23 protein-coding genes are annotated in these 23,900 nt (G+C 55.1%); 8 read left to right on the forward strand and 15 right to left on the reverse strand.

Features of this window, described 5'->3' with window-relative positions:
• Nucleotides 1-8: 8 nt before the first annotated feature.
• Complete coding sequence (fba, locus tag HUF19_RS02815; RefSeq protein ID WP_145469937.1) at nt 9-1,073, forward strand: class II fructose-bisphosphate aldolase; 1,065 nt, start codon at nt 9-11, stop codon at nt 1,071-1,073.
• A 161-nt stretch (nt 1,074-1,234) separates the two neighbouring features.
• Here the strand turns inward: fba and HUF19_RS02820 are convergent, their stop codons facing one another.
• Entirely contained in the window at nt 1,235-1,603 is a 369-nt protein-coding gene (locus HUF19_RS02820) for a hypothetical protein (protein ID WP_260998396.1), read from the reverse strand.
• 686 nt (nt 1,604-2,289) lie between these two features.
• On the opposite strand from HUF19_RS02820, the gene HUF19_RS02825 reads away from it, so the two are divergent.
• The 3 genes from HUF19_RS02825 to HUF19_RS02835 all read left to right on the forward strand — a co-directional run bounded on the left by HUF19_RS02825 (nt 2,290) and on the right by HUF19_RS02835 (nt 5,534).
• Nucleotides 2,290-3,321, forward strand: a complete 1,032-nt coding sequence (locus HUF19_RS02825; protein WP_260998397.1) for a phospholipase C/P1 nuclease family protein — start codon at nt 2,290-2,292, stop codon at nt 3,319-3,321.
• 231 nt (nt 3,322-3,552) lie between these two features.
• On the forward strand, nt 3,553-4,893 hold the full coding sequence (locus tag HUF19_RS02830) for a peptidylprolyl isomerase (RefSeq protein WP_260998398.1): 1,341 nt from the start codon (nt 3,553-3,555) through the stop codon (nt 4,891-4,893).
• Nucleotides 4,894-4,901: 8 nt separating this feature from the next.
• Nucleotides 4,902-5,534, forward strand: coding sequence for a hypothetical protein (locus HUF19_RS02835; protein WP_260998399.1), 633 nt, complete (start codon nt 4,902-4,904; stop codon nt 5,532-5,534).
• 139 nt (nt 5,535-5,673) lie between these two features.
• Here HUF19_RS02835 and HUF19_RS02840 read toward each other — a convergent pair whose 3' ends face one another.
• Nucleotides 5,674-7,332 (reverse strand): methyl-accepting chemotaxis protein, encoded by a 1,659-nt coding sequence (locus tag HUF19_RS02840; RefSeq protein ID WP_260998400.1) that lies wholly within the window; start codon nt 7,330-7,332, stop codon nt 5,674-5,676.
• A gap of 670 nt (nt 7,333-8,002) precedes the next feature.
• Between HUF19_RS02840 and HUF19_RS02845 the strand changes: the two genes are divergently transcribed.
• The gene (locus HUF19_RS02845) at nt 8,003-9,376 is read left to right on the forward strand and encodes a class II fumarate hydratase (RefSeq protein WP_260998401.1); all 1,374 of its coding nucleotides are present in this window, start codon (nt 8,003-8,005) and stop codon (nt 9,374-9,376) included.
• Between the two features lie 54 nt (nt 9,377-9,430).
• Here the strand turns inward: HUF19_RS02845 and astB are convergent, their stop codons facing one another.
• The 4 genes from astB to HUF19_RS02865 are packed head-to-tail and all read right to left on the reverse strand — an operon-like array spanning nt 9,431 to nt 14,590.
• Nucleotides 9,431-10,849 carry an N-succinylarginine dihydrolase gene (gene astB, locus HUF19_RS02850; RefSeq protein WP_260998402.1) on the reverse strand — a complete coding sequence of 473 codons (1,419 nt, stop codon included), beginning with the start codon at nt 10,847-10,849 and terminating at the stop codon, nt 9,431-9,433.
• The gene (gene astD, locus HUF19_RS02855) at nt 10,846-12,288 is read right to left on the reverse strand and encodes a succinylglutamate-semialdehyde dehydrogenase (RefSeq protein ID WP_260998403.1); all 1,443 of its coding nucleotides are present in this window, start codon (nt 12,286-12,288) and stop codon (nt 10,846-10,848) included. The genes astB and astD overlap by 4 nt, the downstream gene beginning before the upstream one ends.
• A complete protein-coding gene (locus tag HUF19_RS02860; RefSeq protein ID WP_260998404.1) occupies nt 12,285-13,331 on the reverse strand; it encodes an arginine N-succinyltransferase in 1,047 nt (348 codons plus the stop codon). The genes astD and HUF19_RS02860 overlap by 4 nt, the downstream gene beginning before the upstream one ends.
• Nucleotides 13,325-14,590: a hydrolase gene (locus HUF19_RS02865; protein WP_260998405.1), complete on the reverse strand. Its 1,266-nt coding sequence runs from the start codon at nt 14,588-14,590 to the stop codon at nt 13,325-13,327. The genes HUF19_RS02860 and HUF19_RS02865 overlap by 7 nt, the downstream gene beginning before the upstream one ends.
• 159 nt (nt 14,591-14,749) lie before the next feature.
• Between HUF19_RS02865 and HUF19_RS02870 the strand changes: the two genes are divergently transcribed.
• The gene (locus tag HUF19_RS02870; RefSeq protein ID WP_260998406.1) at nt 14,750-16,123 is read left to right on the forward strand and encodes an aminotransferase family protein; all 1,374 of its coding nucleotides are present in this window, start codon (nt 14,750-14,752) and stop codon (nt 16,121-16,123) included.
• A 115-nt stretch (nt 16,124-16,238) separates the two neighbouring features.
• Nucleotides 16,239-16,745, forward strand: coding sequence for a BLUF domain-containing protein (locus tag HUF19_RS02875; protein ID WP_260998407.1), 507 nt, complete (start codon nt 16,239-16,241; stop codon nt 16,743-16,745).
• Between the two features lie 57 nt (nt 16,746-16,802).
• On the opposite strand, the gene HUF19_RS02880 is transcribed toward HUF19_RS02875, so the two are convergent.
• From HUF19_RS02880 to HUF19_RS02900, 5 genes are all read right to left on the reverse strand, one after another.
• Entirely contained in the window at nt 16,803-17,225 is a 423-nt protein-coding gene (locus tag HUF19_RS02880; protein WP_260998408.1) for a hypothetical protein, read from the reverse strand.
• Nucleotides 17,226-17,482: 257 nt separating this feature from the next.
• A complete protein-coding gene (gene ybaK / locus HUF19_RS02885; protein WP_260998409.1) occupies nt 17,483-17,959 on the reverse strand; it encodes a Cys-tRNA(Pro) deacylase in 477 nt (158 codons plus the stop codon).
• Nucleotides 17,959-18,201 carry a DUF1653 domain-containing protein gene (locus HUF19_RS02890; protein WP_260998410.1) on the reverse strand — a complete coding sequence of 81 codons (243 nt, stop codon included), beginning with the start codon at nt 18,199-18,201 and terminating at the stop codon, nt 17,959-17,961. Before HUF19_RS02890 ends, ybaK begins: the two co-directional genes overlap by 1 nt.
• Before the next feature lie 21 nt (nt 18,202-18,222).
• A complete protein-coding gene (locus HUF19_RS02895) occupies nt 18,223-18,936 on the reverse strand; it encodes an SIMPL domain-containing protein (protein ID WP_260998411.1) in 714 nt (237 codons plus the stop codon).
• Nucleotides 18,937-19,060: 124 nt separating this feature from the next.
• Entirely contained in the window at nt 19,061-19,360 is a 300-nt protein-coding gene (locus tag HUF19_RS02900) for a DUF1244 domain-containing protein (protein ID WP_260998412.1), read from the reverse strand.
• A 339-nt stretch (nt 19,361-19,699) separates the two neighbouring features.
• Here HUF19_RS02900 and rsgA point away from each other — a divergent pair, with 339 nt between their 5' ends.
• Entirely contained in the window at nt 19,700-20,764 is a 1,065-nt protein-coding gene (rsgA, locus tag HUF19_RS02905; RefSeq protein WP_260998413.1) for a ribosome small subunit-dependent GTPase A, read from the forward strand.
• A 66-nt stretch (nt 20,765-20,830) separates the two neighbouring features.
• Here rsgA and thiL read toward each other — a convergent pair whose 3' ends face one another.
• Genes thiL through ribBA form a run of 4 tightly spaced genes read right to left on the reverse strand, consistent with a single transcriptional unit; the run spans nt 20,831 to nt 23,888 of the window.
• The gene (gene thiL / locus HUF19_RS02910; protein ID WP_260998414.1) at nt 20,831-21,787 is read right to left on the reverse strand and encodes a thiamine-phosphate kinase; all 957 of its coding nucleotides are present in this window, start codon (nt 21,785-21,787) and stop codon (nt 20,831-20,833) included.
• A 19-nt stretch (nt 21,788-21,806) separates the two neighbouring features.
• Nucleotides 21,807-22,277 carry a transcription antitermination factor NusB gene (nusB, locus tag HUF19_RS02915; protein ID WP_145469913.1) on the reverse strand — a complete coding sequence of 157 codons (471 nt, stop codon included), beginning with the start codon at nt 22,275-22,277 and terminating at the stop codon, nt 21,807-21,809.
• Between the two features lie 5 nt (nt 22,278-22,282).
• On the reverse strand, nt 22,283-22,759 hold the full coding sequence (ribH, locus tag HUF19_RS02920) for a 6,7-dimethyl-8-ribityllumazine synthase (RefSeq protein WP_260998415.1): 477 nt from the start codon (nt 22,757-22,759) through the stop codon (nt 22,283-22,285).
• 13 nt (nt 22,760-22,772) lie between these two features.
• On the reverse strand, nt 22,773-23,888 hold the full coding sequence (gene ribBA / locus HUF19_RS02925) for a bifunctional 3,4-dihydroxy-2-butanone-4-phosphate synthase/GTP cyclohydrolase II (RefSeq protein ID WP_260998416.1): 1,116 nt from the start codon (nt 23,886-23,888) through the stop codon (nt 22,773-22,775).
• Between the last annotated feature and the right edge of the window lie 12 nt (nt 23,889-23,900).

The following is a 23,900-nucleotide window of genomic DNA, read 5'->3' on the forward strand; positions in this document are numbered from 1 at the left end:
ATTTTGACATGGCATTAATCAGCATGCGTCAGATGCTGGATCACGCCGCCGAATTCGGCTACGGCGTACCGGCATTTAATGTGAACAACCTGGAACAGATGCGCGCCATTATGGAAGCCGCCGACAAGACCGACTCTCCGGTGATTGTTCAGGCGTCTGCCGGTGCCCGCAAATACGCAGGCGCGCCTTTCCTGCGTCACCTGATTCTGGCCGCGATCGAAGAGTTTCCGCATATTCCTGTGTGTATGCACCAGGATCACGGTACCTCGCCGGATGTGTGTCAGCGTTCTATCCAGCTGGGCTTCAGCTCAGTGATGATGGACGGTTCTCTGGGTGAAGACGGCAAGACCCCGACTTCTTACGAATACAACGTTGACGTGACCAAGCGCACCGTCGATATGGCGCACGCCTGTGGTGTATCGGTAGAAGGCGAGCTGGGGTGTCTGGGTTCTCTGGAAACCGGTATGGCCGGTGAAGAAGACGGCATCGGTGCCGAAGGCGTACTGGATCACAGCCAGATGCTGACCGATCCGGAAGAAGCCGCTGACTTTGTGAAGCGTACTCAGGTGGATGCTCTGGCGATTGCCATCGGCACCAGCCACGGCGCCTACAAGTTCACCAAGCCACCAACAGGGGATATCCTGGCGATTGACCGCATCAAGGAAATCCACAAGCGCATTCCGAACACTCACCTGGTTATGCACGGTTCTTCTTCTGTGCCACAGGAGTGGCTGGCAATCATTAACCAGTACGGCGGCGACATTAAAGAAACCTACGGTGTACCGGTTGAAGAAATCGTCGAAGGCATCAAGTACGGTGTGCGTAAAGTAAACATCGATACCGACCTGCGTCTGGCCTCTACCGGTGCGATGCGTCGCATGATGGCTGAGCACCCAAGCGAGTTCGATCCGCGTAAATTCTTCGCCCAAACCGTGACTGCAATGCGCGATATCTGTATCGCCCGTTACGAAGCCTTCGGTACTGCCGGTAACGCCTCTAAGATCAAACCGATCTCTCTGGACAACATGTTCCAGCGTTACGCCAGTGGCGAACTGAACGCCAAGGTAAACTAAGCGCCTGGCGTTTATTTACCAGCCCAATAAAAAACCCGCGCAAGCGGGTTTTTTTATGTCCTCCGTCCGTGGCGGCCACCCTTCGGGCCGCGCGGCAGCGCGTTAAGCGTCGTTCCCGACTAGCGCTTTGCTAGGCTGAGTATTTACCTTCGTAGTCCAGATCACATCCACTGGTTTACGTCATTGCATTTAGCGGTATTTTTAAACTCTTTGCTCAGCGTTGTCTGATAGGCCTCGCCGGCACACTCACCAACTTTGGTTCCCCAGTAAGTACCGTCATCCGGTTGCTTAAATACCTGTGGAAACTGCGCTGAAAACTGCTGCAGACACTGACCGGTGACTTTGGTTGCTGTCTCCACACACTGCGCTTCGCTGATATCAAAACACTGACGGAAGAACTGTTGCGGCTGACAAAACGCATCAGGCAGGGCTGTGGTCATGGCGTTGGTCCAGGTATCGCGGCCAACTTCAAAGGCATTGCTGAATGAACTCAGCGTGGTCAGAACGATAAAACTCAGGGGTAATTTCATAGTGGCATCCTGCAGAAAAAGTCCGGTAATGGCCGGTCTGATGTTTATAACGCCGGGCGTCTGTCTGTCCGATATGGTATCAGTCGCTGACAATGATAAAAATACTGTCTCAGTGGTTGCATCATTATTTTAATTAAAGATCTTCTTAATAGCGTCGGAGCTGTGTTGTGCGGCGGTGTTGTTCGGTGCAGTGCCATGTTGTGTCAGACCGCTGTGCTGATGTGCTTGTTAGCAGGTCGGATTGTCCTGTATGCGATTGTCAGAACAGCGCATGTTTTCAACCACAGGTTCCAGTCTTTCTGAGTTTTTAATTATTTCCTGAATTCTGGTAATCCTTTGATAATCCGGATTTTTGTTCCTTTAAATATGGTCAGACCAATCAGTAAAATATTATAGTAATTAATATATCTAATATTATTGATGGTCCAAAAAAGTCGCCGTATTCACCGTTCGGGACAGTTTGAAATTAATCTGTGCCCATTCAGGCCAAGTGCCAGCCGACGTATTGTCGGCGGCCATTCTCAGTTATTAGTCTTAGCTGCATCACGGTCGTCGTGACGGTTTTAAAAAATAAAAAAATACGCTCGTTATTCATTGTTCTGACCCAGAGTCGTCACCGCAGCGCAACGCGGTATTCACAATGCTGTGCGAGTTTAGTAAGACCAAAAACACACAGGCGAATCACTATGAAACACACTCTGGCCCTCTCTGTAAGCGCAGCCCTGACCATCGGCGCAATGAATGCCGAAGCATTTACCCAGCCAACCCATAAGCGCATTGTAAAAGATGCTATCAGCTATATGGCCGCGCATCCGGATACCACCGAATACAACAAGCTGGCTGCCGCAGCACAGGCTGCCGGTTACAGCATGGAACAGTTTGCTGAAGTTCTGGGGCAGGGTGCCTACGATGTGGATGATTTTGCTGACACCTTTATCTGTGGTGCGGTAACCGGTGACTGTGTTGAAGCACCGGTATGGGGCGCAGGTGCTTCCATCGTGAAATACACCTCTTACTGGCACTTCCAGAACCACACCCGCGGTGGTGATGCTCATGGTAATGACCTGGGTGGTTATAACTACGATCTGCTGACCGTCTGGGGTGCTGTGGATAATCTGGCCGCTACCTGGCTGGTGGGCGATCACCTGGATGACGGCAAAGGCGGTATGACCGGCTGGTGCTTCTTCTGGTCCTGCTCTGAAGATTCTGAATACAACAGCTACGGTATTACCGAAGCCAACTACCGTCAGGGCAGCAGTTCCAATAAAGGCATGTATGCCGACTTCGAAAAAATCCCGTTCCAGCCGATCGATAACCTCGGCCAGCACTGGTACAACGAATTCTGGAAAAACCCAACGGCACAGATGCTGGGCTTTACCCTGCACACCACAGACCTGCTGCAGCCGCATCACACCTGGACGACCTCTGACCTGAACCACTCAGGTTGGGAAGGCTGGGTAGAAGACAACTACACCGCACTGGATCTGAATAACGATACGCTGGTGACTTCAGCCCTGAATACTTTCACTCCGGTTCCGGCTAACCAGAAAGATATTCGTCCTCTGCTGACTCAGGGTGGTGCGATCTCTTACAGCCAGGGCGGTATTGTACTGAGCAGTACTTCTTCTGCTGATCGTACTCAGGTTGCCAAGGTTGTGATTCCACACGCCATCGCTATGACGGTACATGTACTGAACCACGCTGCGAATCGTTTTTAAAGGATAGCGGCAGCGACGCCTGATCAGGGTGTTGCTGTCCAAGGTCACAAAGGCTGCTCAGGCATGGATTATCAGAGCGCCGTTGTGAAGGCCCCACTCTGAAATTTATTTCAGGTGTTTGCAGGATGATTTGCGTGAGGATCATCCTGCTTTTTTTTGCCCGGAAAAGACTTTGTCATTCATACCGGTCATTATTCCAGTTAACACCGCCACCGGATCTGTAACGAAGCCATGAAAAACTACGCCGTATTCTTTGCCGTTATGCTGTCTTTTCTGTTGCCTGCCCAGACATCGGCAGGTATTCAGTACAGTCTGGAAGATGAAGAGCAGATTGCCCGTGTTGGAGATCTGACCCTGAGCCGAACCCTGCTGGATATTTTTCTGCATAAACAGCAGAAAGCCGCGCAGGCCAGCGGTAAAACCCTGACCCTGCAAACCATTCTGCAACAGTTACTCGATGACGCCTTAATGGCGGAATACGCCCGCACGCACCTGACAGCCGGGCAGCTGAATCCGGAAAACCGCGTGGCTTTTGCCGCCAGCGTTGAACGTCATAACCGGTTGGTCGCTTTATTGCGCGGTTATTTCAATGAGCAGATTGTTGCCAGCGTAAATGCCTTACCGGGAAAAAACTTTTCCAGTCTGGTGCAGTGGAATCCTGAACTGAATGTGGAACGCCTGAATGCGCTGATTAAATTACAGCCAGGGCTGACCATTGATCTGACCCCGGAACAGAAAACCGCAGCTGCCGGTTTTGCCGTGCTGAACACGGAACTGGCGGAAGGCGGTAAAGTCAGTCTGCTGGATATTTATCAGCGTCAGAATGTGCAGGGCCGCCTGGCGTTGCAGAGCGGCAATCTTGATTATTTACAGCAGCAGACACGGTTATACGTCGGTGGTCTGTATGTTCTGAACTGGGCGAAAAAGCAGCTCAGTAAGGCAGACTGGCAGGCACTGCAACAGGTAATCCTTAATCAGGAACAACGTTCACGCCTGCAGGCCAGCATGGGGATTAATATGGATATTCATGATGATAATCCGGCCCTGCGTGCACGGGCGGCCAGAATTACCGACGCCGAATTACAGGCCGGCTATAACGAACATAAAGACGATTTTCGCGTGGTCGAGCGTGCCAAAGTGCGGCATATCCGCGTCGCTGATCAGGCGCAGGCCGATGCCATCGTCGCCGAAATCCGCGGCGGCCTGTCCTTTGCCGATGCAGTAAAGCGCTATTCCATTGCCGCTGATAAAGATAAAGGCGGTGAGCTGGGCTGGCTTAAACGTGGTGAAAAAGACCGCACCTGGCTGCACTCGGTAGCTTTTGTGCAGCCCGCCGGGCAGGTGTCGCCTGCATTCCGCAGTCCGCAGAACGAAGGCGATGTTGTGTACGAAATTCTCTGGGTGGATGAGCGGGTGGATGGCTATTTACCGCTGAGTGATGAAGGCGTGCGGTATGAGCTTTCGCATGAACTGGCACGGGCAGCTTTGCAGCAGGAGATGCAGGCGCTGCAGAAAAAATTGCGCAACGATGCCGATATTCACCTTAATCGTCGTCTGCAACCACAGAGCTGAAAACACCGATGAAGGCCAAAATCATAATCCTATCGCTGCTGGTAGCCGCTGGTCTGCTCGCGGCTTTATTGTCGCTGCGTCAGGTGGATGTGCTGGTGGGTGAAAACAATGCTGCGCCGCAGACAGAGGAGCCAGCTTACACGCCAACCGTTGTGCCGCCATTGCAGGTACCGGCTGCACCGGATTCTGCCAGTGCAAAAAATGCAGACAACGCCATCCATGATCTGGATAACAGCGAGCTGGATGCCTGGCTGCCACGCCTGAACAGCGATGCCATTGCCAGTATGCAGGCGGCGCGAATTAACGGTGACCCGCGTGCGCCGAAACTGTCACCTTCGCGTCCGCGGGAAATGCCGACGGCTGAAGAGCTGGCCGATGAAGAACAGTATCTGGCTTACGAGCAGCGTCAGGAAAAACGTATGTTCCGCGCCTTTGTCGAGGCCAGCAAACAGAAAACTGCTTTGATTCAGCAGTATATTGATCAGGCCGAAGCCGGCGGTATCAGTGAAGAAGAGGTCGCCTTTGCGCGGGAAAAAATCCGCAAAATTGAAGAAATGGCCCTCAAGCTGCAGCAGGAACATCCGGACATTATGCAGGACTCTTTTAAGCCGGAAGATAACTGGTTACCGGCGGGCAATTAACGCAGAAATGCTTGATAACGAAACGGGAAAGGTACCGAAAAAAACAGAACAAAGACGCTGTCAGCCGGGCCGCACAACGCCTTTGCCAAAGAGTGGAGTCCTAAGACTATAGAACTGGTTGCAGCAGAACAATCAGCAATTAGGCTGAACTGCCGTCGTTGCAGCAGGATTCGTATTCCATATCGAATCCGACATTAAAAACCAGCAACGCCTGACGCTGTTGCTCGGCCAGCCCCGCCAGTTCATGACTGAGCTGCTTGGTCTCGCTGGCTTTTTCTTCTGTGTGGCGTGATTGTTCTGTGGCCAGTTCGCCGCGGCTCTGAATACTCTGACTCAACTGCAATTGTTCGCCACTGAGGCGCGATACGCTCTCGCTGGTCTGGCGCATAGCCTCGACCGATTGCTGAATCGCGTTCAGGGCCGTCCCGGCATGCTGCGCATGATTCACCATCTCCTCACTTAAGCGGTTTACGGTATTCAGCCCGCTGGCGGTGTGGTTAGCGCCCTGTTGCAGGTCGTCCACCAGTTGCTGAATCTCACGGGTAGAGGCCGAGGTACGGCTGGCCAGTGTGCGTACTTCATCGGCGACCACGGCAAAACCACGCCCCTGTTCACCGGCACGGGCCGCCTCAATTGCGGCGTTCAGCGCCAGCAGGTTGGTCTGCTCAGCAATGCTGTTGATCACATCCAGCACGCTGCCGATATTTTCCGAATGACGACGCAGTGACTCGGCGTTATCAGCGGCCTGCCGGATTTGTTCGCTGGAGCGGGCAATGGTGCTGACCAGCTGCTGTACCGTATTACTGCCGTCATCAACTCTGGATGCTGCCTCAAGCGTGGCCTGCTCTGCGCTTTGCGCGACATTGCGGACCTCTTCGGCGGCGGCTGCCACCTGTTCCATCTGCTGACCGTTGGTAGTGGCTTCCTGCACCTGCTGCTGTGCAACCTCGCCGGTTTCCTGTGCCAGCTGCAGCAAGGTTCCGGCAGCACGGCTGAGATGCTGACCGTTGCTGTGCATACCGCCCAGGGTTGATGCCATAGTGCTCAGCATTTTATCGAAGGCCGCGGCCAGTTCGCCCAGCTCGTCTTTACTGCTTATGCCGGTACGGCGGCTCAGGTCTTTACTCTGTTCGATGGCAATCACATGGTTACGGATGGTCCGTAACGGGTTAAGAATACGACGGTAACCAAACCAGCCCAGCGCCAGCATTGCGCTGATGGTTACCACCGCCATCAGCGCGATGGTGCGGATGGTGGCGCGGGTGTCGCTCAGCGCCTGTTGTTGTCCGGCAGCGGCCAGTTCACTTTGCAGGCTGATCAGTTGATCGGTCAGCTGTAGCATGGGCGCCAGTTGTGGGTACATATCCATATCGATATAACCGCCCATGCTGTACGACTCGCGTTCGGCAACAAACTGCTGCAGCCGGGTAATTACCGCCAGTGCTTTGTCGTAAGCACCGGCTTGCCGGCTGATGGCTTCCTGTTCGGTATTGGTCAGGCCGCTGTTCAGATATTGCTGCCAGTTGTTTTCGATCTGCTCACGTGCCTGCTGCAGCCGCTGGCCTGCGTCATCCCATAACAGCATCTGCGCGCGGCTCTGATGAGCAACATCCACCACATTAGCGGCATAAGCGCGGCTGATGCCACTCAGCAGCCACACCGGCTGCATGCGTTGCTCAAATAAACGGGTGGCGTTATTCACCACCACAGGCATCTGCATCCAGACATAAAAAAACATAATACTGGCCAGCAATGCCGGCAGTGCAGCCATCAGAATCAAACGGTGGCGGATTCGCATGTAGGTACCCGTATTTAAAAGAGTTCAGAAAGTCCGAGGAAAGAATAGAAGTTACAGGTGCAGCTTTTAGGCGGGAAATATGAAGGTTTTATGACAATCGGCAGTGTGGCTACAAAGGCGTAACAAGTTTCCTGTTTTTTTATCGCAGCCGTTACCGGAGGTTACCGGGCACAACCTGTGGTTACGCAAAGTTGTTGATAAAGGCCAGCGAAAATAAATGCAAATTAAAGCGGGTTATGAGGTGTTTTTTACGGATTCACCTGGCTCCCACGCTCTGCGTGGTAGCCCTTGCTGGCACAGTTACATTCCCACGCAGAGCGTAGGAACGAGAAATAACTGGCTGAAAATTCGCTGGACAGATGCTGCAACAATCTCATGATTGCCGGTGTCACGGCCACCGATGCTGGCGCTGACAGCCGGCTGTCAGGTCGGGGCTGCGTTTTTCCACACCCGTCGCCGTCATTTTACCGCGGAGCAACTTTACCGCGGAGCACTGGCGGCAGGATGTGTTACGGCCCTGATTGTTCTGTGGGACTGATTGTTCTGTAGGTATGGCAACGCGGCTCAGCGTTATTCTTATCGGGCTGATAACCAATCAGTATTGGCCGAACAGGCTCTGCTTCTTTATGGTCAAAGGATACAGACCGTATTAATGACAGAGGAATACAGCATGAGTGACTTCCGCAGCGAACGCGACAGCATGGGCGAGTTACAGGTACCGGCTGATGCTCTCTACGGTGCCCAGACCCAGCGGGCGATCAATAATTTTCCGGTCAGTGGTCAGACTCTGCCCGAGCCATTTATCCGTGCACTGTTGCTGGTAAAAGCTGCCGCAGCGCGCGCCAACAGTAAGCTGGGTGAGCTGGATCAGGATATCGCCGTCGCCATTGAGCAGGCGGTGCAGTCGCTGCTGCAGAGTCCTGACATGATGCAGCACTTTCCGCTGGACGTATTTCAGACCGGTTCCGGCACCAGCTCCAATATGAATGCCAACGAAGTGCTGGCCACGCTGGCCGCCCGCGCATTGCAGAAAACGGTCAGCCCGAACGATCACGTTAATGCCGGACAGAGCAGTAACGACAGTATTCCCTCGGCGATTCATATCAGTGCCGCTTTATTGTTGCAGCAGCAATTATTACCGGCGCTGGAGCATCTGCAGCAAAGTATCGAACGCAAAGCCGTGAGCCTTGCGCATATTGTTAAAACCGGTCGCACCCATTTAATGGATGCCATGCCGTTGCGTATGGATCAGAGTCTGAACAGCTGGGCTACACAGATTGCGCAGAATATTCACGCCTTAAAAATGCAGCAGCCGGCGATTCAGTCACTGGCACAGGGCGGTACCGCCATCGGTACCGGGGTGAATGCCCATGCACAGTTTGCCGGTGCGTTCTGTGCCGAATTATCGGTATTAACCGGCATGATTTTTACCCCGGCAGACAATCCCTTTACTCATATCGCGACCCAGGATATTGCCGTGGCCTTGTCGGGCCAGTTAAAAACCTGTGCGGTTTCATTAATGAAAGTCGCCAATGATTTACGCTGGATGAATTCCGGGCCGTTAGCCGGATTGGGCGAAATTGAATTACCGGCACTGCAACCCGGCTCGTCTATTATGCCGGGCAAAGTAAATCCGGTAATTCCGGAAGCTGTGGCGATGGTCTGTGCGCAGGTGATCGGTAACGACAGCGCGATTACCATTGCCGGTCAGTCCGGTAATTTCGAGTTAAATGTTATGCTGCCGCTGGTGGCGCGTAATTTGTGTGAAAGTCTGAGCCTGCTGGCCAATGTCAGTCGTTTACTGGCCGATAACGCCATCAGCGGTTTTAAGGTAAACGAAGATAATCTGAATAAAGCGCTGGCACGTAACCCGATTCTGGTAACCGCATTAAATCCGGTAATCGGTTATTTAAAAGCCGCCGAAATCGCCAAACAGGCGTATAAAGAAAACCGCCCGGTGATTGATGTAGCACTGGAACATACCGATTTAAGCCGGGAAGAGCTGGAGCGTCTGCTCGACCCGAAGCTGTTAACAGGTAAGTGAGCGTTTAAATCTGCGCGGCATATTCATAGCCGCGCCAGTTATTTTCAGCGTTTTTTATGCTTGCTGAAAACCATAAAAACTTCCCAGTCCGAGCATCTGCGTCAGCTCATCCAGAGCATTCCGTGATTCATCAAACAGGGCCGGGTCGGCCAGATCCGCAGGCACTAATTCGTCGCGGTAATGGCGTTTTACCCAATCCTGTAAGCTATTGATTTTTTCGTCGCTGAGCATAAAGGCCGGATTTACCGCCGCCCGTTCGCGGGCCGTTAATATCACCCGCAAACGTAAGCAGGCCGGGCCGCCGCCGTTACTCATACTCTGGCGTACATCGACAAACTGCACCTGACGGATAGGCTGGCTGTGATCGGTCAGCAGTTCATTCAGATAGGTTTTTACGGCCTGATTATCGGCGCATTCTGAAGGGGCAATTAAACACATGTTATTCATATCGGCGCTGCCGTCAGCGTTCATGGCGGCCAGCAACTGGCTGTTAAATAAATAACTGCTGATGGCGTCACTGAGGCTGACTTTGCTGGCCGGTACGCACAGACTTTGCAGTGGCAGCCACTGATTTAATTCACCGAAGGCGCGGTCGCGTGCTTTGTCTTCGTAAGCCTGCTCATGAAAAAACATCAGCGGCCCATTCCCCACAGCCACTACATCGTTATGAAACGCACCGGCATTAATCGCATGGCGGCTCTGCTGTAAAAAAACGGCATGGCGCAGACCGTGCTGGCGGGCGATGGCTTCGCAGGCTTCACGGCTCTGGCGTGCCGGAAAGGTCAGGGCGGCGAGGTCGGTATTGGTATCACGGCCATACACAAATAAGCCCACCCCCGGGCTCTGATAATCAGCACTCAGGCGGGTGTGGTTGGCCGCACCTTCGTCGGCAAAGCGGTGAATCGCCGGTAACGCCGGATGCACAGCAAAGCGTTCTTTATCAGGGAACATGGCATTTAAAGTAACGAAGGTCTGTTCATGTTCGATGGCGCGGTGGGCGGTGGTGAGCAGGTTGGCCGGGGTAAAGTGCACCCGGCCGTCGTTGCTGTCGGCGGATGGTGTGACGGTAGCGGCATTGGCGGCCCACATGGAGGAGGCGGAATACACCATCGACAACAGCGCCGGAGCTTCTTTCGCAGCGCGGTTCAGCAGCTGGTGATCGCTGCCGCTGAAGCCCAGGCGGCGCAGCACGCTCAGATCGGGGCGCATCTGCGGTGGCATAAAGCCCTGTGGATAACCCATGTTCAGCAGCGTGCGCATTTTCTCCAGCCCCTGTAATGCCGCCTGTTTCGGACTGGAACGGCTCAGGGCATTACGGCTGGAGGCCAGGTTACCGCTGGCAAGGCCGCCGTAATGGTGAGTCGGGCCGATCAGCCCGTCAAAGTTAACTTCCTGCACGGTCTGTTGAGCCTGTTGTTCCTGTTCCTGTTGTTCCTGAGCAGTCTGGGCAGTCTGGGCAGTCTGGGTGTTCATGGACGGAAACCTGTACCTGAAGGGGAAACGTAATCGCGGGTTAACGGACCTGTGCTGATGGCCTGTGGCCAGGCGCAGTAATCGGCGGCATAGAAGGCGCTGGGGCGGTGGTTGCCGCTGGCACCGATACCGCCGAACGGCAGCGCGCTGGAGGCTCCGGCGGTCGGTGCGTTGATGCTGATAACCCCGGCGCGGATCTGCGCGCGGAACAGCTCCTGCTGTTGTGGATCATCGCTGATTAAACCGGCGGCCAGACCAAAGCGGCTGTTGTTGGCCAGCTGCATAGCGTCGTCAAAGCGGGTCGTGCGGTACAGCTGCAGCAGCGGGCCGAACCATTCTTCATCCGGCGCGGGCTGCGCACCGGTCATATCGATCAGCCCTGGCGACAGTAAAAAACCGGCGCTGCCAATGGCGCTCATACTCAGTAATGCTTTACCGCCGAGGCTGATTAACTGTTGTTGCGCGGCCAGTAATTGCTGCTGCGCGCGGGCGCTGATTACCGGCCCGTAAAACGCCTGCTCATCACCTTGGGGTTGCAGAATCAGCCGCGCACAGAGTGCCAGCAGTGCCTGAACTATGGCGTCAGTTTGTGCTTCTGTCCCCGTCAGAATCAGGCGCCGGGCGCAGGTGCAGCGTTGTCCGGCGCTGATAAAAGCGCTGCGCACAATCAGCTCGGCGGCGTGTTGCGCATGCACATTGCCATCGACAATTAACGGATTGTTGCCACCCATCTCCAGCGCCAGTAAGACTTCCGGACGGCCGCCAAACTGCTGATGCAGCAGGCGCCCGGTATTTGAGGAACCGGTAAACAGCAGGCCATCAATCGGCTGCTGCGCCAGAGCTTCGCCAACCGCACGCCCGCCCTGCAGCAGATTCAGTACGCCGGTCGGGAGACCGGCGGCCTGCCACAGTTCTGCGGTTTTTTCGGCGCATAACGGCGTCTCTTCGCTGGGTTTAAAGACCAGGGTGTTACCGGCCAGCAGCGCCGGCACAATATGGCCATTGGGCAGGTGGCCGGGAAAATTATAAGGGCCGAATACGGCCATCACGCCGTGGGCATGATGCTGCAGACCGGGCTTGTCGTTGCCGGTGCGCTGCTGATAGGCGCGGATGCTGATATCAACCTTGTTGATCATGGCGCTGACTTCGGTAAGAGCTTCCCAGTGTGGCTTGCCGGTTTCCAGGCTGATGGTGCCGGCCAAAGCGTCCTGTTGCTGCTGTAGCTGTGCGGCAAAGGCCTGCAGTATCTGCAGGCGCGGCTCAAAACCCAGAGCGGCCCAGGCCGGTTGGGCGGTGCGGGCGGCGGCAACGGCAGCAACAACCTGAGCGGCGCTGGCGCTGGCTTTACGCCAGAGCGGTGTGGCGTCGGCCGGGTTTAAGGATTCAAACTCCGGGCCTTCGCCCGCAAGCCACTGGCCATTGATTAACAGGCTCATCATGCCCCCAGCTGTTCCGGGATAAAGGCCAGTGGCTGGCCGGGTTGTACGCCCAGATGACCCAGAGCACTGGCGCTCAGAGCCAGCCGCTGCTGGCCGTTTTGCGCTATCAGTTGCGCTTCGGTACAGATCACGCGGAACTGCTGCCAGCTGGGGTTGGCGATGATCAGTGACTGACTGTCATCGGCGTCTTCATCGTCGCTGGTGTCGGCGCAGAGCGCACTGCTCAGCTGGCGGATAGCGCGTACGCTGCGGATATTGCTCAGCTCGGCGCGCATCAATGGCCCGGCGTCGAAGATATCCACCACCCGGTCGTAGCTGAAACCTTCCAGCTCCAGCAGCTGTTTGGCGCGCCGGCCGGCGTCGGCGGGCTTGCCGATAACGGCCTGTGCTGCTTCCGGCAGCAGGCTGGTATAGATCGGGTATTTGGGCATCAGCTCGGTAATAAACTGATTGGAGCCGATGCCGCACAGGGTGTCGGCCTCATCGAATTCCATCTGAAAAAAGTGGCGGCCAATGGCATCCCAGAACGGGCTGTTGCCCTGTTCGTCGGTCCAGCCGCGCAGCTCGGCGATAACCGACTCGGCAAAGCGTCCGGCAAACAGCCCCATCAGCAGATAACGCGAGCGTGCCAGCCAGTGGCCGTTGCCACGGTAGGCGGGGTCAAGAAACAGCGCGCCGACTTCGGAGCAGTCGGTGTAGTCGTTGGTCAGGTGCAGCAGCTGGCTGCGGACCTGCTTATTCAGCGAGTGGGAATGGTGGGTCAGGCTCATCAGACGGTAGGCATAGAACGCCTGACGCGCACCGGTCATGGCGTGTACGCCGGCGGTGCCGACCACCTTGTTGTGGCGGCTGTCTTCCATTACCAGAAAAAAGAAGTCGTCGCGGTGTTTGTCCTGACGTTCGAAGCTGTCACAGGACAGCTGAATCCGGTCGAGCAGGGCGCCTTCGTCCTGCGGCAGTGAGGTCATACCTTCACCGGCTTTTTCTGCCAGCTCCAGCAGGTCGTGTACATCAGCGGCGATGGCCGGCCGGACAATCAGCATAAGGCAGGGTTCTCCTTGTCAGGGTTAGACAGCTTCCGTTCAATCAGAGTTTGTTGAATCAGCTTTTCGATAAAGACCACCGTCAGCGCCGCGCGTTCGGCAAAACTGTCGGTGCAGGCGTATTCCTGTTCGGTATGAATATTGGCACCGCGCACCCCGAGGGTGTCTATATTGGCAAGACCTGCGGCGGCCAGATTATTGCCCTCGCAGCAGCCGCCGGTGGCAACCCAGCGGATATCCAGACCCAGCTCAGCACCGCATTCATGCAGCAGGCTGAACAGCGCCTGCTGGCGCTCGTTCATCGGCTTGGGCGGGCGGTTAAAGTGGCCGTGCAGGGTCAGCTCGCAGCCACTGCTGGCCTGCACTTTTTGAACGATCTGCTGCATCTGTTGTTCAAGCACGGCCATCTGTGAGGCTTCATCCATGCGGACATTAAACCGGCAGATGCACTGATCCGGCACCACATTCACCGCGCCGCCACCGCTGATCTGGCCAATGTTGACGGTAATGCCCTGTTGCTGATCGCTGAGCTGTGCCAGTAGCCGTGCGGCATCGGCAATGGCCAGCACGGCATTGCGGCCGGAAAAGAAATCGCGTCCGGCATGGGTGCTGTGACCACGGGCGCTGAGGGTAAAGTTGCCGCTGCCTTTGCGCGCTCCGGCCAGCGTGCCGTCTTCCAGCGCTGGCTCGTAGGTCATGCCGACATGGGCCTGAGTGGCCAGTTCGGCCAATACTGGTGCAGACGATGGCGAGCCGATTTCTTCGTCGGGGGAGATGGCGAGGGTAAAACCAAAGTGATCTTTTAATGGTGACTGCTGCAGCCAGCGCAGGGCTTCGGCCAGCATCACCAGTCCGCCTTTCATATCGGCGGTGCCGGGGCCGTGCAGGCGGTTAGCGCGGATTTCGCATTGGTTAAATGCGCTGTTGGCCGGAAAGACGGTGTCGCTGTGGCCGGTAAACAGAATCTGCAGCGCGGCGTCGGGGCGGGCGCGGAAGATCTGCATCGGTGCGCAGGGGGATTCGAGCAGGCTGCCGTTATCGGCAATCTGGCTGAGGGGCGCCAGCTCACGGTATTCCACTGCATCGGATAGCGGCGCGAACAGCTGATGCAGGCCAGCCTGTACCTGACGGATGCCGCTCAGGTGGCGGCTGCCGGAGTTGATTTCACATAACGCCCGCAGAGTATCGATCATACTGCCGGTGCGGGCTTCCAGTGCGGCCAGCAGCGCCTGCCGCTCAGCATTGCCTGTGAGGGGCATATACGCCTCCTTCATTCGTCCTGTGACAGGTATAGCATTAACGCATCGGCAATGACCATTACCGCAATCCGTTTACTTTCTCAGAAGCGGATTACACTGAAAATACAGCCTGACCGGTTTGTCTGTTTTTATGCGCTTTAAAAATTAAAGGAGTGCCTTATGGACGATTCTGACCTGAAAAAGCTGATCGCTGACGATGCGGACGTCATATTACACCCGGCATCATCCATCAGCGCACTGCTCAGTAATGGCCCGCAGATGATCTGCGCCGCCGATGGCTGCATGATCGAAGACGCGCAGGGGCGGCGATATCTGGATGCGGTCGGCGGACTCTGGTGTGTGAATGCCGGTTATGGCCGTGCCGAGCTGGCGCAGGCGATGAAAGAGGCCGCAGAAAAACTCAGCTATTACCACACCTTCAGCAATGCCTCGAACCCGTGGCAGGTGCAACTGGCGGAAAAACTGCTGAGTATCGCGCCGGCCGGCCTGGGCAAAGTATTTTTTGGCAGTGGTGGCAGCGATGCCAACGACACGCTGATTAAAATTGCCTGGCATTATCATGCGCTGCGCGGCCAGCATAAAAAAATTAAAGTCATCGCCCGCCAGCAGGCGTATCACGGTACCTCGGTCAGCACCGCCAGTCTGACCGGGCTGGGTGGATTTCATAAAGAATTTCCGCTGCCGCTGGATTTTGTGCTGCGGGTGGAGTGTCCGCATTTTTACACCCGCGCTTTGCCCGGTGAAGACGAAGCGCAATTTTGTGAGCGTTTAATCGATGAAGTACGGCAGTTAATTAACACTACCGGGGCTGAAAATATTGCTGCCTTTTTTGCCGAGCCCATTCATGCCGCCGGTGGCATTATCGAGCCGCCCGCCGGTTATTACCAAAAGCTTAAAGCGCTGCTGGCTGAGCACGATATTTTACTGGTTGCCGATGAAGTGGTGTGCGGTTATGGCCGGCTGGGCAGCTGGTTCGGATCACCCCAGCTGGGGCTGGAGCTGGATATGATGGCCACGGCCAAAGGTCTGACCAGTGGTTATTTTCCGATGTCGGCGGCCTTTATTACCAATGATATCTGGCAGGTGCTGAAACAGGGTTCGGAAAAACTGGGTGCTTTTTCTCACGGCTATACCTATTCCGGTCATCCGGTCGGCGCGGCGGTCGCGCTGGCCAATATTGAGTTGCTGGAACGCGAAGGGCTGGTGGAAAAAGCGCGGGAAAACGGTGCTTATCTGCATCAGCGTTTGCATGCGGTGTTAGACAGTAATCCTTATGTCGGTGAAATACGCGGTCGAGGATTACTCGCCGGGGTACAGCTGGTGGCCGATAAAACGCAGAAAAAATTGCCGGATGCCGGTGCAAAATGGCCGCTTAAGGTCAGTAATGCGGTGCGCGAACGGGGCGTGATTGTGCGGCCACTGCCCAGTGTGGCAACCCTGGCGATCTCGCCGCCATTAACCATCTCGCGTGAGCAGATTGATACTCTGGTGATGGCCTTGCAGGAGGCTGTTAATGAACAGCTGCCGGCTTAGCCGCGCCAGATTCTGGGCTGATTAATTTCGCCTATAGCCTGTATCGGTAATTGTTATTGGTGCCGATCGGGGGGGATGAAGAAAATGGCCTCACATTTGTTTGTGAGGCCGTTTTATGTTGATCCGACTTGTATATGCCAGCCACGCCTCTTTTTCCGTTGGTAATGACCGGATTGATCCTCGTCTGGGGCGGATTCTGACGCAATCGCGCAGTAATAATGCACGGCGCGAGATCGGAGGCGTTCTGTACCTTGGCGATGGTTATTTTCTTCAGTGTCTGGAAGGTGAGGCGGCTGCTGTTGATGCTTTGTATCAGCGTATTTGTGAAGACAGCCGTCATCATAATCAGGTCATCCTCAGCCGCAGCACTATTGAAAAGCGCTTATTCCGCAACTGGTCGATGAAATATATTCCGGCTGAAAAAAGTGTACGCACTTTCCTGCGCTCCCGTGGCTACGACTACTTCAATCCGTTTGAATTAAGTCAGGATGATCTTGATCTGTTGGTGCAGTATTTTCATGAGCTGCAGGTGAATATTCGCGATGCCAGCGCCGGGGAGGAAAAAGAAACGCGGACGGAGCAACCGTTCTGGCGCCGTTGGCTCGTACGGTTCAGTGGTTGAATTTCGGGTTATTTATTCTGCGTAGAACCGCAACCCGCTGAACACATATGGCTCAGATCAGAGGCTGTAACGCTGGTGGCAATAGGCGATGCCGGAGACGATGGGGTAGTCCTGGCAGTAACGCAGGCTGCAGTGAAACTCTTCGAGACGGGCTTCTGCCGGCAGCAGCACTTCCGGCTCGCCAATGTAACCTGCACTGCACAGTTCGGTCGCACGGCGGCGCCAGTGCTGTTTGAAGGTGCTGATGGTGTCGTCGTAATTCAGAATAAACTGATAGCCGCCAATCTGACGCACTTCGATCACATAAACGCCTGGTGCGATTTCCTTATCCAGATAACCGTTCTGTTGTTCTACGCCATCATTCAGTACCGGCTTATAAGCGACAGGACTGCAGGCTGCCAGCAGTGCGGTCAGGCTTAAGGCGATGACTGAGCGCAGGGCAGTGGCTGGATGTAAAACAGAGTGGTTCGGCTCGTTCATGCTGGCTGGTCTGTGATTGGCTGATCGGTAGTTGGTGGTCAGGGTGCTTTAGTATGGCGTAAACCGGCCTGTTGGCCGTAAGGGGATGAATTCTGCACAGCCTTACTGCTCACGTCCAGCCACCGGGAGCAAAAGTTCTGCCATAAAAGTGCAAAGCTGTGTTGCAGTCGACAGAATGGTTGTTGTGGCGGCTGAATGGCCGGGAGAGATCACTGTCTGTTGCGCAGCGCTGACAGTGACCGGCAGAGGTGGGCAGTTTATTCGCTGGTAACAGGCGCAAAGATTGCGCGCGTGAGTTTTGCCAGATCGGCAGGGGACAGTTCAATTTCCAGGCCGCGACGGCCGGCGCTGACGTTGAGGGTTGTTAAGGCTTCGGCGCTGCTGTCTATCACCGTTGGCAGGGCTTTCTTCTGACCGATAGGACTGATACCGCCGACTATGTAGCCGGTGGTGCGTTCGGCCAGTTTAGGATCGGCCATTTCGGCTTTTTTGGCGCCCAGTGCTTTGGCAATGGCTTTCAGGCTGAGCATATGGGTTACCGGCAGCACGGCGACGGCCAGTGTGCTTTTATGGCCGGTTAAGCTGACCAGCAGGGTTTTGAACACCAGTGCCGGATCGAGCCCCAGTGCTTCGGCGGCTTCTTCGCCGTAGGACTCCGCCGCCGGATCGTGCTGGTATTCATGTACTTTGAAAGCGATACCGGATTTTTTCGCGCTGTTGATGGCTGGAGTCATCAGCAGGCCTCCGGGCTGATCAGCTGGAAGCGCGGCTGACGAATACCGTTGTGCTCTATGTCTTCAACAAACATCGCATACGGCCGCACCCAGCTGGAAAAATCGCCGTACAGCGTTTTGTACAGCACCAGCCATTCTTCATTTTCACTGTGGCGCACCAGCCCCAGCACCTGATAGTCATTACCTTTGTAGTGACGGTAAATTCCCGGAGTAATCTGTGGGACTGCGGCTTGTGCGCTCATTGGTTTTCCTTTTAAAACGTATTACTTCAGTTCAAAGCGTACGCCGGCACTGGCGTTAATGCTTTGCTTCTGGATCAGCATCGGGGCAGGCGCAGAATCCGATTTCGCCATGCTCATGGCACGCATTTCATACATTGGCTGGGCGCCGTTGCCCCGCTCTTCAATGCGCAGAACTTTACCCAGTTTATTATCCAGTGCTTTGGCCATATTGCGGGCCTTATTGCGGGCGTTGGTCAGCGCCAGCGTCATCGCCTGTTGTTCCAGAGCGGCACGGTCATTAAAAAGCAGTTCGGTGTTATGGATTTTCACCAGTGAATTCTGCAGCAGTTCGTGCACCAGAGCGCTGTATTGTTCCATATCACGCAGCGTCAGGCTGACATTACGGCTGACCTGCTCGCCTTTGTATTCGCGCTTATTACGGCCAGCGCTGTAGTCGTACTCATATACCGGCTGATTGCTGATATGTGCAGCATCGATATCGTCTTCTTTAATGCCCAGCTTTTTGCTGATGGTGAGGACATTATTGATGGCGCTATCGACTTTGGCTTTCGCGGCCTTGGCGGTTGGCTGAGTATCGCTGACGGTCAGGTTCAGCTGCAGGTAATCCGGGTAGGCTTCGACTTCGCCCTGACCGGTAACATCGATATAGCGGTCGTCATCAGCCAGAGCCGGCTGAGCGCTGAATAAAGCGCAAACAGAAAACAGTAAAGCGGCGGAAGCGGTGTTCAGTTTCATGGTTATTCCTTGGTCACTCTTTGTTAAGTCGGTCAGTAAGCGCATTGGATAGCAGAGCAGGCCGACAGTTCGGCGGCGTGCCTGTCTTTGCCTGATCTTTACGCCGCCGCAGGACAATTAAGGCTCAGGCTTTGTTTTCCTGAGTGGCATTAAAGGCTGCCAGTTGTTCCGCAGTCGCTTCCTGCTGGTATTTTTCTTTCCACTCACTGTAAGGCATGCCATAAATTTTTTCCCGGGCAGCGTCATAGTCTATTTCGACACCCTGTTCGGCTGCAGCGCTGACGGTCCACTTGGCGAGACAGTTACGGCAAAAACCGGCAAGGTTCATTAAGTCGATATTCTGTACGTCCTTACGCTCGTCCAGATGCTTAAGCAGGCGGCGCAGTACGGCGGCTTCAATGGCGGTTTGCTGATCTGGTGTCATAAATGTCTCCATAACGATGGCAAAGCAATCAGTGTAAACGATGTCGCAGGCTTGTTGCGTTGTTTATTACGTAATATAGTGGATCACCTTTTTTTAACCGTCAGGAGAATATTTGATGATTGTCGTAACTTCTGACCGGGCCTGTAACGCAGTTTAACTCTGCACAGCTCTGATGCCTGCATCATTGCTGCTTCTGTTTTCCCGCCCGGTTTACTGAACTTTTAAACCGGGGCAAAAATGCCCCCTGTATTTTTTACATGCTTCTCTGCAAGGCTTTATGCTGCCTGTTATCCGGCGCAGACCTGCAGAGCATGATGACGCCTGGCGTCAGGGGTTTATATGACATCTCAACCTTCTCTTGCTGGTCTTGGCTGGCAGGCATTTTTTCAACAACAACTCAGTCTCGACGAATGGCAAAACAGCTATCCGGTACGGGTGCTGGAACAGCATAAAACAGTGCTGGAAGTGGGCGGCGGGCAGGGCATTATTCGTCTGCCTTATACGCCAGCGGCGTTCAGTCAGCATGGTACGGTGTGTGTTGGTGACTGGTTGCTGCTGGATAACAGTGAGCAGCCACAGATTATGCGCCGGCTTGAACGGCTCAGCTGTTTTCAGCGCCGCGCAGCAGGCAGTAAAGTCGGTATGCAATTAATTGCCGCCAATGTGGATACGGCGTTTATCGTCTGCTCATTAAATGACGATTTTAATCTGAACCGTATTGAACGTTACCTCAGCATTGTTCACGAAAGTGGTGCCGAAGCCGTGGTGGTGCTCAGTAAGGCGGACCTGTGTGAGCAGGCAGAAGACTATCGTCAGCAGGTACAGAAGCTTGATCCTCTGCTGGCGGTGGTCAGTGTCAGTGCGTTTGCGCAGGACAGCATTCAGCAATTAATGCCCTGGTGTGGCTGTGGTAAAACCGTTGCCTTGCTGGGCTCATCCGGTGCCGGTAAATCGACCCTCAGTAATTATTTACTGGGGCAGGAGGTGCAGGCTACTGCGGCTATCCGCGAGGACGACAGTAAGGGCCGTCATACCACGACCCGGCGCTCATTACTGAGTATGGCGGGTGGCGCGATGATTCTGGATACACCGGGCATGCGTGAGCTGCAGCTGGCTGACTGCGCCGATGGTCTGGCACAGACCTTCGCCGATATCGAAGAACTGGCCGGACAATGCCGTTTTGCCGATTGTGGACACAGCAATGAACCCGGTTGTGCGGTACGTCAGGCGCTGCAAAATGGCACTCTGGATGAACGGCGTTTACGTCATTATGAAAAACTGCAGCGTGAGCAGCAGCTGAACAGCGCAACTCTGGCACAACGCCGTGCCGGTGAGCGGGAAATCGGTAAGCTGCATAAACGCATAATTAATGAGCGTAAACGGCAGAAACGTCCGGATCAGTAATGGTTTGATCATAATAAAAAGCCCGGATTTTTCCGGGCTTTTTATTATTTAACCGCACCCCAAAAATCAGAAATGCTGGTAGCCATTATGCTGTGGCAATTCCAGAGGACGGCCTTCTTCCTGCAGCAGTACATCCTCGCCGTTATGGGCAATGACTTTACCTATACGGGCAATACCGGAAAACTCATCACGTAACGCTTCTGCTTCCTTGCGTCGCGCCGCCGGTACGGTGAATAACAGCTGATAATCATCGCCACCGGTAATGCACTGCAGCCAGCGGCTGTCGGTACGTTCGGCAATGGTCGGAATGGCCGTGGCGTTTAATTCCAGGGTGACGCCGGAAGCGCGGGCAATATGGCCGGCATCCTGTAATAAACCGTCGGAAATATCCATGCAGCTGGTCGCCAGATCACGCAATTGAATGCCCAGCGGCGTCTGCACCTGCGGAAAATAATAATGCCGTGCCAGGCCGCTGAATTGCGCCGGATTTTCCAACACCTGTGGCAGAGCCAGTGCGCCGCGGCCGATGGTATCGGACACCCAGATATCATCGCCGATCTGTGCGCTGGCACGCGTCAGAGCGGAGCCTGCCGGCGCCCAGCCCTGAACCTGAATGCTGATAACAAGACAGGGGCCGGAGGTGGTGTCGCCACCGAGTAAATCGAGATCCAGCTCATGGGCAGCATCACGTAAACCGCTGGCAAAATCAGCCAGCCATTCATATTCGGCGTTGGGCAAGGTGAGGGCCAGATGAAATCCCTGCGGCTCGGCGCCCATGGCAGCCAGATCGGAGGCGGCGCAACGCAGCGCGCGCTGGGCAATTAAATGGGCAGGAGCAGTCGCAGGAAAATGCACATCGGCCACCTGGGTGTCGATGCTTTGCAGCAGGTCACAACCGGCGGGCGGCATAACGATGGAGGCATCGTCACCCACGCCCAGACGGGTGTGTTTATTGCGCGGAAAACCGGAGGCAAAAAATTCGCGGATAAGAGCGAATTCACCGGAGCCAGTTGCTTTGCTCATGGCAGCCTCCGTTTAGTGATCAGTCGCGGGCAGCGCGTGGTCCGCGGATTTCAACGCTGCGTTCACGCTGGGCCAGTTTATCCAGAACACCGTTGATAAACTTATGACCGTCGGTAGCACCGAAGGTTTTGGCCAGCTCAATCGCTTCGTTAATCACGACTTTATACGGCACGTCGATGCGGCGCAGCATTTCGAAAGCGCCAAGGCGCACAATCGCCAGTTCGACCGGTGTCATTTCGTCCATGCGGCGGTCGAGCAGCGGTGCTACTTTTTCGTCGAGCAGGGTTTTCTCGCGGGGCACTCCGTGCAGAATGTCGTGGAAATATTCCAGATCCACCTTGCTCATGTCGTTATCGGTGCGGAATTCAGCCTCAATCTGAGACAGATCCGCGCCTGCCAGTTGCCACTGGTACAGAGCCTGAACAGCGTAATGGCGAGCCTTGCGACGGGCTGCCGGGCTGGCTTTCTGATTGCCGGAAGTGCGGGACATGAAAATCAGGCCTCCATGGCTTTCAGCAGGGCAACCATTTCGAAGGCAGATATGGCTGCTTCTTCGCCCTTGTTACCGGCTTTGGTGCCGGAACGTTCGATCGCCTGTTCGATGGTATCGACGGTCAGAACACCGAAGGAAACCGGAATACCGAATTCCAGAGAGACAGAGCTCAGACCCTTCACACATTCGCCGGCCACGTATTCGAAATGCGGTGTACCACCACGGATAACCGCACCCAGTGCGATGATGGCGTCGAATTTATCGGTCGCTGCGGCTTTCTGCACAACCAGTGGAATCTCGAAAGCACCCGGCGCGCGGATGATGGTGATGTTTTCTTCGTCCACGCCGTGACGCAGCAGCGAATCCACCGCACCTTCCAGCAGGCTTTCAACAACAAAGGCATTCCAGCGGCCAACTACGATGGCGTATTTGCCGTCGTTCGGGGTCAGGTTCCCCTCAATGGTATTAATGTGTTTCATGGTCTTTATCCATTCATTCGTTAAAAGGGATGTACTCGACAATTTCCAGATCGAAGCCGGAAATGCCGCTGTATTTCATTTCGGAGCTGAGCAGGCGCATTTTCTGCACGCCCAGTTCACGCAGAATCTGTGAGCCGGTACCAATGGTTAAAAAGGCGCCGGAACTGTCTTTATTCGGGCTGCGCAGCGGACGCGCACGGCCGAAGAAATCATCCAGACTGTCGCTCACGCATTCGCTCTGACCGGCGGACAACAGCACCAGCGCACCTTTGCCTTCTTCGGCAATACGGCTCAGTGCCTGGGTCGATGACCAGCTGTCGGATTCCGGTTTGCGCAGACCCAGTACGTCGCGCAGCATATTGTTGGTCTGCACGCGGATCAGGGTGGGCTCATCAGCGCGGATATCGCCCATGGTCAGTGCCAGGTGCGTTTCGTTCTGAATCGTGTCGCGGAAAGTGTGCAGGGTGAATTCACCGAATTCGGTGTGCACGCTGTCGCGGCTGATCACTTCCACGGTTTTTTCGTTGGCAATGCGGTAGTGAATCAGATCGGCGATGGTGCCGATTTTCAGGTTGTGTTTGGCGGCAAACACTTCCAGATCCGGACGGCGCGCCATGGTGCCGTCGGCATTCATCACTTCGACGATGGCAGCCGCCGGAATCAGGCCCGCCAGGCGCGCCAGATCGCAACCGGCTTCGGTATGACCGGCACGGCTTAATACACCGCCGGGACGGGCGCGCAGCGGGAAGATATGGCCAGGCTGCACGATGTCTTCCGGCTTGCTGTAGGAATCGACAGCGACACGGATAGTGTGCGCACGGTCAGCCGCGGAAATACCGGTGGTCACACCTTCGGCCGCTTCAATAGAGACGGTAAAAGGCGTGGAAAATTTCGCGCCGTTACCGGCAACCATGGCCGGCAGGCCGAGGTAATCACAACGCTCACCGGTTAAGGTCAGGCAGATTAAGCCGCGTGCTTCGCTGGCCATAAAGTTGATGATTTCCGGCGTTACTTTTTCGGCGGCAACAATAATGTCGCCTTCGTTTTCGCGGTCTTCATCATCCATCAGGATGACCATTTTGCCCTGGCGGATATCGGCGATAATGTCTTCGATTTTATTCAGTGCCATGTGTTCAGCCTG

The organism is Thalassolituus hydrocarboniclasticus, from assembly GCF_025345565.1.
Taxonomy (GTDB): Bacteria; Pseudomonadota; Gammaproteobacteria; order Pseudomonadales; family Oceanobacteraceae; genus Venatoribacter; species Venatoribacter hydrocarboniclasticus.

Excerpts from the sequence above, each read along its gene's own strand:
- HUF19_RS02820 (WP_260998396.1), bottom strand. The coding sequence starts at position 1,603 with ATGAAATTACCCCTGAGTTTTATCGTTCTGACCACGCTGAGTTCATTC.
- thiL (WP_260998414.1), bottom strand. The coding sequence starts at position 21,787 with ATGAGCAAAGCAACTGGCTCCGGTGAATTCGCTCTTATCCGCGAATTT.
- HUF19_RS02825 (WP_260998397.1), top strand. The coding sequence starts at position 2,290 with ATGAAACACACTCTGGCCCTCTCTGTAAGCGCAGCCCTGACCATCGGC.
- nusB (WP_145469913.1), bottom strand. The coding sequence starts at position 22,277 with ATGTCCCGCACTTCCGGCAATCAGAAAGCCAGCCCGGCAGCCCGTCGC.
- astD (WP_260998403.1), bottom strand. The coding sequence starts at position 12,288 with ATGATGAGCCTGTTAATCAATGGCCAGTGGCTTGCGGGCGAAGGCCCG.
- HUF19_RS02875 (WP_260998407.1), top strand. The coding sequence starts at position 16,239 with ATGTTGATCCGACTTGTATATGCCAGCCACGCCTCTTTTTCCGTTGGT.
- HUF19_RS02870 (WP_260998406.1), top strand. The coding sequence starts at position 14,750 with ATGGACGATTCTGACCTGAAAAAGCTGATCGCTGACGATGCGGACGTC.
- rsgA (WP_260998413.1), top strand. The coding sequence starts at position 19,700 with ATGACATCTCAACCTTCTCTTGCTGGTCTTGGCTGGCAGGCATTTTTT.
- ybaK (WP_260998409.1), bottom strand. The coding sequence starts at position 17,959 with ATGACTCCAGCCATCAACAGCGCGAAAAAATCCGGTATCGCTTTCAAA.
- HUF19_RS02890 (WP_260998410.1), bottom strand. The coding sequence starts at position 18,201 with ATGAGCGCACAAGCCGCAGTCCCACAGATTACTCCGGGAATTTACCGT.
- ribH (WP_260998415.1), bottom strand. The coding sequence starts at position 22,759 with ATGAAACACATTAATACCATTGAGGGGAACCTGACCCCGAACGACGGC.
- astB (WP_260998402.1), bottom strand. The coding sequence starts at position 10,849 with ATGAACACCCAGACTGCCCAGACTGCCCAGACTGCTCAGGAACAACAG.
- HUF19_RS02895 (WP_260998411.1), bottom strand. The coding sequence starts at position 18,936 with ATGAAACTGAACACCGCTTCCGCCGCTTTACTGTTTTCTGTTTGCGCT.
- ribBA (WP_260998416.1), bottom strand. The coding sequence starts at position 23,888 with ATGGCACTGAATAAAATCGAAGACATTATCGCCGATATCCGCCAGGGC.
- HUF19_RS02860 (WP_260998404.1), bottom strand. The coding sequence starts at position 13,331 with ATGCTGATTGTCCGGCCGGCCATCGCCGCTGATGTACACGACCTGCTG.
- HUF19_RS02840 (WP_260998400.1), bottom strand. The coding sequence starts at position 7,332 with ATGCGAATCCGCCACCGTTTGATTCTGATGGCTGCACTGCCGGCATTG.
- HUF19_RS02900 (WP_260998412.1), bottom strand. The coding sequence starts at position 19,360 with ATGACACCAGATCAGCAAACCGCCATTGAAGCCGCCGTACTGCGCCGC.
- HUF19_RS02835 (WP_260998399.1), top strand. The coding sequence starts at position 4,902 with ATGAAGGCCAAAATCATAATCCTATCGCTGCTGGTAGCCGCTGGTCTG.
- fba (WP_145469937.1), top strand. The coding sequence starts at position 9 with ATGGCATTAATCAGCATGCGTCAGATGCTGGATCACGCCGCCGAATTC.
- HUF19_RS02830 (WP_260998398.1), top strand. The coding sequence starts at position 3,553 with ATGAAAAACTACGCCGTATTCTTTGCCGTTATGCTGTCTTTTCTGTTG.
- HUF19_RS02865 (WP_260998405.1), bottom strand. The coding sequence starts at position 14,590 with ATGCCCCTCACAGGCAATGCTGAGCGGCAGGCGCTGCTGGCCGCACTG.
- HUF19_RS02845 (WP_260998401.1), top strand. The coding sequence starts at position 8,003 with ATGAGTGACTTCCGCAGCGAACGCGACAGCATGGGCGAGTTACAGGTA.
- HUF19_RS02880 (WP_260998408.1), bottom strand. The coding sequence starts at position 17,225 with ATGAACGAGCCGAACCACTCTGTTTTACATCCAGCCACTGCCCTGCGC.